5 protein-coding genes are annotated in these 8,809 nt (G+C 52.3%); all 5 read right to left on the reverse strand.

Going from position 1 to position 8,809, the window contains the following annotated elements; genetic code table 11:
- Positions 1-218 precede the first annotated feature (218 nt).
- Positions 219-632 (reverse strand): hypothetical protein, encoded by a 414-nt coding sequence (locus O3C43_23700; GenBank protein MDA1069490.1) that lies wholly within the window; start codon positions 630-632, stop codon positions 219-221.
- 172 nt (positions 633-804) lie between these two features.
- Positions 805-1,629, reverse strand: coding sequence for a tetratricopeptide repeat protein (locus O3C43_23705; protein ID MDA1069491.1), 825 nt, complete (start codon positions 1,627-1,629; stop codon positions 805-807).
- Positions 1,626-3,665 carry a metallophosphoesterase gene (locus O3C43_23710; GenBank protein MDA1069492.1) on the reverse strand — a complete coding sequence of 680 codons (2,040 nt, stop codon included), beginning with the start codon at positions 3,663-3,665 and terminating at the stop codon, positions 1,626-1,628. Before O3C43_23710 ends, O3C43_23705 begins: the two co-directional genes overlap by 4 nt.
- Positions 3,666-4,045: 380 nt before the next feature.
- Complete coding sequence (locus O3C43_23715; GenBank protein ID MDA1069493.1) at positions 4,046-5,653, reverse strand: fibronectin type III domain-containing protein; 1,608 nt, start codon at positions 5,651-5,653, stop codon at positions 4,046-4,048.
- Positions 5,654-5,795: 142 nt separating this feature from the next.
- Entirely contained in the window at positions 5,796-8,738 is a 2,943-nt protein-coding gene (locus tag O3C43_23720; GenBank protein MDA1069494.1) for a TonB-dependent receptor, read from the reverse strand.
- Between the last annotated feature and the right edge of the window lie 71 nt (positions 8,739-8,809).

The raw sequence follows: 8,809 nt of genomic DNA on the forward strand, positions 1-8,809 counted from the left end.
CTCCTCATAGTCCTCCGCGATTACCTGCATTCATTGCCAGTAAATGACTCCGGTAATAATACAAGCTCCCGATTCCACTCCCACAAAAAAAAAGGGGGGGGGAACTACCGCTTTACACGCCAACCCTAAGCCAAGGCCTCCGCGTTCCACACAGCATCTGGAAACTATTAACCGTCCTCAAAATAAACCGGCAAAAACCATCCCGCTTTCCACCGATTTTAGAGACTCGTAAAAATCAGATGATCTGACCCAAAGGAACCCAGTTGAAAGAAGTCGGGAAGCGTGAGCACTTGCACGCGCTGGTTGTCGCGTTCGACGACAAATACTTTGTCACCGAGGATGCTGATACCATTGGGCCGATTGAACTGCCCCAGCGCCTGGCCCTGCTCGCCTACTCTTTTTATGAAGGCTCCGGTGAAGGCATCGTAGATCAAAAGAGCATGAGTTCCCTTGGCGGTTAGGATCAACCAGTGCTCGCCGTTGGGTCCATGCCAAGCGGCCAATGAGTCCACGTTGTCCACTTCATTGCGCTCGGTAAAAAACGATTCCTGCACAACTACAGGCTCGAACAGTTTCGCGAATGCGAAGGAATAGGAAACAAGAAGGATTGGAATAAGTAATTTCGATTTCATGTCCTCAGAATAAACCATGCAGGTTATGCAAAACCGGAAAGGATCATGACAAAGTTGTCATTTTTCAACAATCCGTATTCCGTCGCGTGAGCCGAAGCTTGATTCTTTCCCCGAGGTTTTAAATTCACTTCCTTCTCACCCAGACGTCCGGCCAATTACAGTACCCGTAAATCTAGTCACCTTTATTTAAAATGGCGAGAGCCCGATCAACTTCTTTGACCAGATAAGGATCAGGAAAGTCGGTGTTCAACCTGCTTTGAATTTCAACTAAAGCGACCCTTGCGTCATCTGCTTCTTCGGCATGGCGTTTTTGTTGTTCATGAATACGGGCTCGCAGAAGCAGCCAGGAACTTTTCCAACGGGTGTTGGCAATTCCCTTTTCTATTTCTTGAAGCGCGGTTTCGAAATCACCGGCGTCTATCAGCGCTCGGATCCACGCACGGTGTAGAACAATACTGGGGTTTCTTTCACGAGCTTTGGAAAGCGCATCCACTTGTTCTTTATAACGTAACAAATGCCCGAGTGATTCAGCTTCTCCTAAAAACCAATCGATCTCGGGCTGCGGAGAACGCAACGCTGCCCGCCAGGCTTCCAACGCCTCAAAGTGATGATCCTGGCGAGTGAGAATACGCGCCAGCAAAGCATAAACAGGCGTCTTTTCTTGGGCGTGTCCATCCAAGGCAATCCCGTACCGCGTCATCGATTCCGCCTCGTCCAGTCTGTCCAGCTGCAAGAGCGCTTCTGTGCAAGCGATTATGGCAAGACGGGAATCGGGCTCTATTTCCAGAGCCGCCAAACAATCCTCCACCACCGCGTCCCAGTTCCCCAACGACTGGTTTTCAAAGGCCCGGTCGATTAGCAGCCCGGCAGTGGCACCTTGCTCCACCATGCGGTTGTTCAGCGACTCAATAACATGGCCAGGACTGTCGTGTCCGCTGGACCGCGAGACAATCATCATGAATACAAACAAGCCCTTTGGAATCAAGGAATGCTTCATCGCGCACTACCGTTGTTTTCAATCGAGAAAAATTGAAACTCCGCAGTGCTCTTGGCCGGGATGTAAAACCCAACCGGACTTTGAGGAAATTCGGCAAGACCCTGGAGGACAAATTCGATTTCGTCGTTATCCAGTGCGTTTTGAAACTGCACTTCGATAATCCCTCCAATCACTTCAATTTCAGACTCCAGCCACTGGCCGGAACGGACAGTGGCTTTCCGTTCCGCGAGGATCGTTTCTTTCCCATTAACAAAACGGCTCACCCGGATCATTCCAGCCTGAGGATCGAAAAATATGCGGCCGTAATTCTGTAAGTCCTCAAACCCGAAGATGAGTCCGGCTCCTTTATTGTCCGAACCAGACAACCGAAGCTTCGTGCCATATTCAAAGGCAAAAATATTCCAGGGCATATACAAAGCAAAAAGATCTTTTTGCCCGGCCTTGGCTTGTAGCAGCTTTCCGGATTCGTCTATGACCCGAACATCGGACATATCACCCGATACCACTTTCCAGCCTTTCGGAATGGTGCCGATAGACTCTTTGGCGAAGGTTAAACGGATTTCGGTCAGCAAGGATGAATCGTTGATGGGTTGCCAGGGGTTCTTTACGCGCTTCGGAGAAACCCTCCCTTGTTTCACCAGGCTGAAAATATCTCGAATCTGTCCCTGCTTGTTGAGCATAGTGCCGGTGAGGGTGTCATCTTTTATGTCTAAAATAACAGACCCATGCTCCAAAATAATTTCCCTCATCACCGGCATGGTGCCTTCGCGTGATATCCCGGCCCCACCATGCCCGGCCACGATGGAAACCGAACCTTGGTGAGGCTGGAGTCCTTTGCTTTTGCGATAGGCTCCGTCTCCGCCGATACGTCCGTCGCCGTCATCAAGGATTACACCATGGGCTGTGGTCGGAGTGGCGTAGGCGCCGTCCATGAGCATGCTGCGCTCATATATGTGGGAGTGTCCGGTGAGGGTGAGATCTACCCCACCTGATTCCAGAATGGGCATGAAGTTCTCCCGCATTTCGATGAGCTGCTGCTCGCGGTCGCTGTTGTGCGAACCCATGGTATAAGGTGGATGATGCCAGAAGGCGATCATCCATTTGGCCTTGGTCTGTTCCAGATCGGCGCGAAGCCACTGAGCCATGGCGGCATCGGGGCTGCGATCGAGGTCGTGCGAGTCCAGACAGATGAAATGCACTTCATCGATGTCGAAGGAGTAATAAGCCTCGGTGCCGGAAGGAGCACCTCCCACTTCCCCGCGGGTTGGGACGACGTAGGCATCAAAGTAAGGACCGAATCCCGAAATACCTCGCGAAGTATGACCTTCGTGATTTCCCAAAGCAGGCCAACAAACGGTGTTGCGCAGAGTTAGCTGATAAGGGGCAAAAAAGTTATCCTGAAACTCCAGGTCCGTGCCATCGCCATAAGCCATATCTCCTACGTGGATGTAATGATCTACCGCACGTTCAGTCCGGTTTACATAAGCGCGCATGGCATCATGAACCATGGCTTGCTCTTCCTCACCGGTACCCGAATCTCCCACTACCCAGATGCGTATGTCGGTCGCGCTACCAATGCTGCGGTGCGTGACAAAGTAATGATTCTCATCTCCACCTGCCAGCAACTGGTTGCCGTCGTAAGCTGCATAGTAGTATTTGGCGCCTGGTTTAAGCCCGGTTACCTGTGCCTCATATTGGTAAGTGTTGGGAGTCGTCGACGGATCGTGACTGGCTTCCCGGGAGGCTATTTCATCAGCCGGTTCCTTGTAGAGCCGCGGAATGTTGTCCGGGGCATTCACGTCGGCCGAGACGCGGAGAAGAATGGCGTCACCTCTGATTTGCTGGTTCAAGGCGTCGGGCGCATCGCCATAACGTAGCACCGGAGTCGATTCTCCCTCGGTCCGCCAGACCACGACAACCGAGGCTGACGTAGATTGCTGGAGATACGGACCACGTACGAGATCTCCAGCCATTGCCCACAAAGGGAGGTTAAGGGTGAAAGCCAAAGCGATGAAAAATGATCGAATGTGTGTCATGATACAGGGTTAATTATGGGGTTTATGTTGATCGCTATCAAGGGCACTCACTTAAGCGGTATTACGATGATTTTCGATGAAGTTTTGACCACGGGGTCATCGTGTCACGCCACAGAAATGTCTCCAAGAGTCCTGGTTGTTCCGGCTTCGCCACTCGGAACAGGAGGCTGAAACTCGACTGTAGGAGGGGGTTTATCCCCCGATTGTTCGAAGCGACACCAAGCGATCGGGGGATAAACCCCTTCCTACAATTTCGCCTAGAGTTAGCTAGGCCATTGCCACAATCTAAGGCTGATTTCATGTGATTTATAATAATCCCTTCAACTTAGATAAAAGCTGCGACAATAATGACAATTCGGTCATTTTCCAGCAGACCGAAATCATGGCGCTCTTCGATTTTCGGTGGGAAGAAGTTCGAGTAGGTCATTGGGTTTCCCGGCTCTCTTTTTCAGGGAGAACGCATCGTAGAGTTGGCCCGTGGCGGTGTAAGCCTTGTAATGAAGCGCGTCCCCCGCCACGTCGATGACCTGATATAGCTGGGTGTCTTCCGCCAAGCGCACGGCATAGTCGCCCTTGGTGATGGCATACAGTTTAGGCCCGCTGACGGATACCACGTAGACGGTTCCGATCTCCGGATCGTAGGCCTGCTGATACCCGGCCGGGACATTCGATAGATCCGCATCGGCGGCAAGAGCGCCAGTGCGGGCATAGGTGTGGTCGTGCCCACTGAGCACCAGGTCGACGCTGAACTGGTCAAGCACCGGCTTCCACAGCTCGCGCAACTCCCGGTTGTCCCGATCTCCGGCCGGAGAGAAGATGGGATGGTGGAAAGTGAGGATGGTCCATTGATTCGGATTGTTTTCAAGCACCCGGCGCAACCAGGGAATCTGGTTTTCCCTCTGCTGGTTCGAGTCGAGCGAGATGAAGCGGGTGCCTTGATAATCGATATAATAACAGGTTTCCTCAAGGCCCTCGGGCACATCCGCCGGAACGGGAAATGCGAACTGAGGACGCCAGTGACTGCTGACCGTAGGAACTCCTTCATTCTGCAGGCGGTCCGCCAAAGGAGGCCGGTCAAAATCAGTTCCCAGTAGCTCCTGGGCGGAGTAGCCGGTCATGGCGGTTACTCCCTCTCCTGCCTCAACAATCTTGTCATCGTCGTCATAGACGATCACCGCCGTCCGGCCATCCGCACCGCGGGCGGTGGCCCGATGGTGAGTTGTTTTTCCAGCGTCATTTTTGATTGCCTCAACTTTGACATTGAGCGGGATGCTACCCCCATTTTTGGCCGTCCAGAAACGTTCATTCGCCGGTCCCCGGTTAACCCGGAAATATTCGTGATTGCCGGGTGTGGCGATGACCGGGACGGTGCCGTTCACCCACGCAGGGGCGTCGTGCCATTCGCCCCACTCCGCATCGCGCTCATCTTGATTAATCAAATCCCCGGCATGAAGGGTGAAGGCTGCGCGGGGTGCATCGCGAAACGCTTCCCGAAAGACACGCGACCAATGCGTTTTGAGCTCGTTCTGGGCATCGCCGAAGTAAATAAACGTAAAGGGCTTCGGTTCAGCACTGGCAGTTCGAAAATGAAAAAACTCGCTCCAGTTTAACCCATCACCCACACGGTAGGTGTACAAGGTATCCGGAATGAGACTGGTAAAGTTTACCGTGTGATAATGGGCTTCATTGAGATCGCTGGTGAATGGAGTCGTCGTGGCATCGTGTTGAGCGGGCTTGAGAGCGCGGCCATTGCTGTTGGCAATGGCAAGTTCGGCGACGCCATTCGGAATCGAGATATCCGTACGCCACGTGACCGCCTGGGTCGTCGCCGGATCGCCGGTCCAGGTAAGGACAATCCGTTCGGGCAGCGGACTGGGCGCATGGGCTTGAGCTTCCGGGTAATGGGCCGGCTGCCAGTCCTTGTGACTGTGAGCGGCAAGGGATGCAGCGGAAAAGAAAGCGAGATAGAACAATCGGGTATGTTTCATAAGAAACAAAAAAAGCTATGCCTGTTGATGGGAATTTATACTGGCGACTGAAGCTTACTCACGAGCCCAGCGCAAGGCGGAGAATCCACCTAAGGAAAAAAATCACCCCGGCGAAACTTCGCCGGGGTGACAGGCAATTGGGTTAAAACTTAAACTCCATTCCGACGGTGTATTTGGGTCCCGGTATACTGGTATCCTCCACGAACGGGCGATACCCCTGATAGGAAACCAGAGGATCATCGGTAATGTTGGTCCCAGTGATATACACAAACATGCCTGGACGTATCCGTTGAGAGATCTCAAAATCTATCCGTTCTTGTTCGGCGAAGTATTCGTCGCTCTCGATATCACTTCCCAGGCCTTCTACATAGTCGCCGCGGAAGCGCCAGTCTACCCGCAAATTGAATCCAGACCAGGCGTAATCAAGCGTAGCGGTATAGATCTTATCAGAGAAACCCGGCAAGGTGAGATCGTCACGATCCGTGCGGTTGGGGATATTCGCTTTGCTATCGCTGAAGGTTGCACTGCCGCTAAGCGCCAAACCACTCAATGCACCCGGCAGAAAGTGTAATTGCTGGCGGGCAATCAGTTCGATTCCCTTGTTGGTCGCCGAGGTCCCGTTGACCGGTTGTTCATACTCAAAATCTCCACCGCCGGGCACCTCGACTGGAATTCCGTCCGAACCGATTACGTCGAATTCATAGACACGATCATAAGAAAAATTGGAGATATCCTTGTAGAAAACGCCTATAGAAAAGAGGCCCCCCTGATCGGTGTAATACTCCAGCTGAATGTCGAAGTTGTCTGATTCGGCAGGCTCGAGATCGGGATTACCGTCCTGGATATTTCCGTCCTCATCCTCCGAACGCCCGCGGGAAAGTTCGGAGAGCCGCGGCCGGCCGTAACTCTTGTTGTAACTCTCACGCAAAATGAGATTCTCCTTAAGTTCATGCCGCCCGTGCACACCCGGTAACCAGAATGCATAAGAGCTGCCTTGATGACCAGGCATCACGGAACCTTCTTCATCCAGGAAACTGACTACTTTGTTCCTGTTGCTCCATTCGACTTCCTCCCGGCGGATACCAAATATAAAGCTGTTAATACCTATTTCATAGGTGCCCATAACATAAGCGGCGAGGGTGTCTTCGGTTGCGTCGTAATCCGAAACATTACTGTCGATGTAAAACCTCTCCTCCTGGAATTCATACAGCTCGGGATTGTTTTTCAGCAAGTCCTTGGCGGCCTGGATGTCTACCTCAAAGTATCTTAGTTTGCCAAACAGCATCTCGTCGCCCGTATCATTGAGTACGGAAGCGAAAGGATAGTCATCCACTTCCATATCATAGCGATCCCGGGTCAAGTCTCTAAACATGTCGCTTTTCTTAAATTTGGCGCCCGTCTTCAAAGTCCAAACGCCTGTGTCGCCCGAGAAGGTTTTCTCCCAATCGATTCGCGCCTGTATGACATCTTCGTTGCTATGGCCGAAACTGTCCCGGAGTTCACCATCGTCCATCAGGCTCAGGTCTCTGGGATCCATAACGTCATCGTTAACAATATCCCACTCTACGACGCCCCGGTCGATATCAATAATTTTATAATTGATGATGAAATTCGGATCGGCGCTTCTATCCGTCCGCATATTCACCTCGGTGCTATCGGTGTCCACAAACTTATTCTTCGAGAAAAACAAGTCCCAAGTGAAGAGACTGTCGTCCTTCTCATGCCGGCCTCCGGTCGATAGGGTGTACAAGTCGTTTTCGTCATTATCAACCGTTCCAATCCAGCCAAAGGAGGCCCGGCTGCCGCCGAAATCATAGTTGGTATTCGGGTCGGTTCCCCCTCCACTGGTTTCGTTAAGGAAGGCATAGGTCTTCCGGCCGCCGTCCCGGTTCTGAAACCGGGTGTCGATGTCGGTGTCGGTTTCAAAACTCTCTCCATGGCGTTGAAAAAAGGTGTAGGACGGACGGAAATATAAGGAGTTGTTTTCATCGATCCGGTAATCGATGGACCCACTAATGGAGTAGTTTTCGGTTTCCCGGTTGTCGTATTCCCAGTGGCTGGATTCAAGAAACCACACCGGTTTGTCGTCGGGTAGATTCAGGTAGGCATTGTCACCGCCGGGAGTGACCTGGATCCAGTCTATGTCGGCATTGAGGGAATAGCGGTCCGTATCGTACCTGCCGAGGGTGAAACTGACCCCCAAATTATTCTCCCCGCCTCCTACGCTAAAAATGTCGGAGAAGGAAAATCTGGCTGAAGAACCCCATTTGTCGGGCTGTTCATTGAGGATACCAGCCAGTTTGAGACCCATCTCCCTGCCTTGGCGCTGGAAGGCGCTCCGGGTAACCAGGTTGACAATGCCCCCGATGGCATCGCCATCGCGGTCGGGGGTCGGGGCCTTGATCACCTCAATGTTGGTGACACCATCGGCCGCCAACTGCCGGGGATTAAAGGCGCGATTGTCGCCGCCCGAGGTGGGGATCCGGTTGCCGTCCACCTGGATGGAGTTATACTCGCCGGCAATCCCACGGATGTTGATAGCGCCCTGAGAACCATCCTGATCCTCGTCCACACTAAGGCCGGGCAGCCGTTGCAACGCCTGACCGATGTTTCCGTCCAGCATGGCACCGAATTGTTCTTCAGATACAATATTAATGATCCCGGCAGCGGTTTTTTGCTGATTGATGGCCCGCTCCTGTCCCACCACCTGCGGGACCACTATAAAACTTTCTAAATCGTAAATTGCGCTTGAGAGTCCGACTACGACTACCTGGGGTTGGCTGGCTGAGACATTCACCGTGGTAGTCGATTGCTCCAATCCAACGTAATAAACGGAGAGTTCCTGCGATCCGGCAGGTACACCGGAAAGAAAAAAGCGCCCCTCTTGGTCGGTGCGATCAACCGCGTTGGTGCCAATTACCCTTACGACAGCCCCTTGCAAAGAGCGGCCGGTAACTTCGTTATAGACCGTTCCGGAAATGTTGCCGTCATTGGATTGGCCGACGAGATCGGGAGAGCTGCCTACCAAGGCCAGCCCGAAAAGACCTGTGAGGAGTTCTTTGAATATAGAGTTTGTTTGTTTCATTTTAGAGAATTAAATAAACCAAGCCGTTTATTTTTAAGCATACCCATGTGATAACGTTTGTTAAAACATGG

It is taken from the genome of Verrucomicrobiota bacterium, assembly GCA_027622555.1.
In the GTDB taxonomy this organism is placed as follows: domain Bacteria; phylum Verrucomicrobiota; class Verrucomicrobiia; order Opitutales; family UBA2995; genus UBA2995.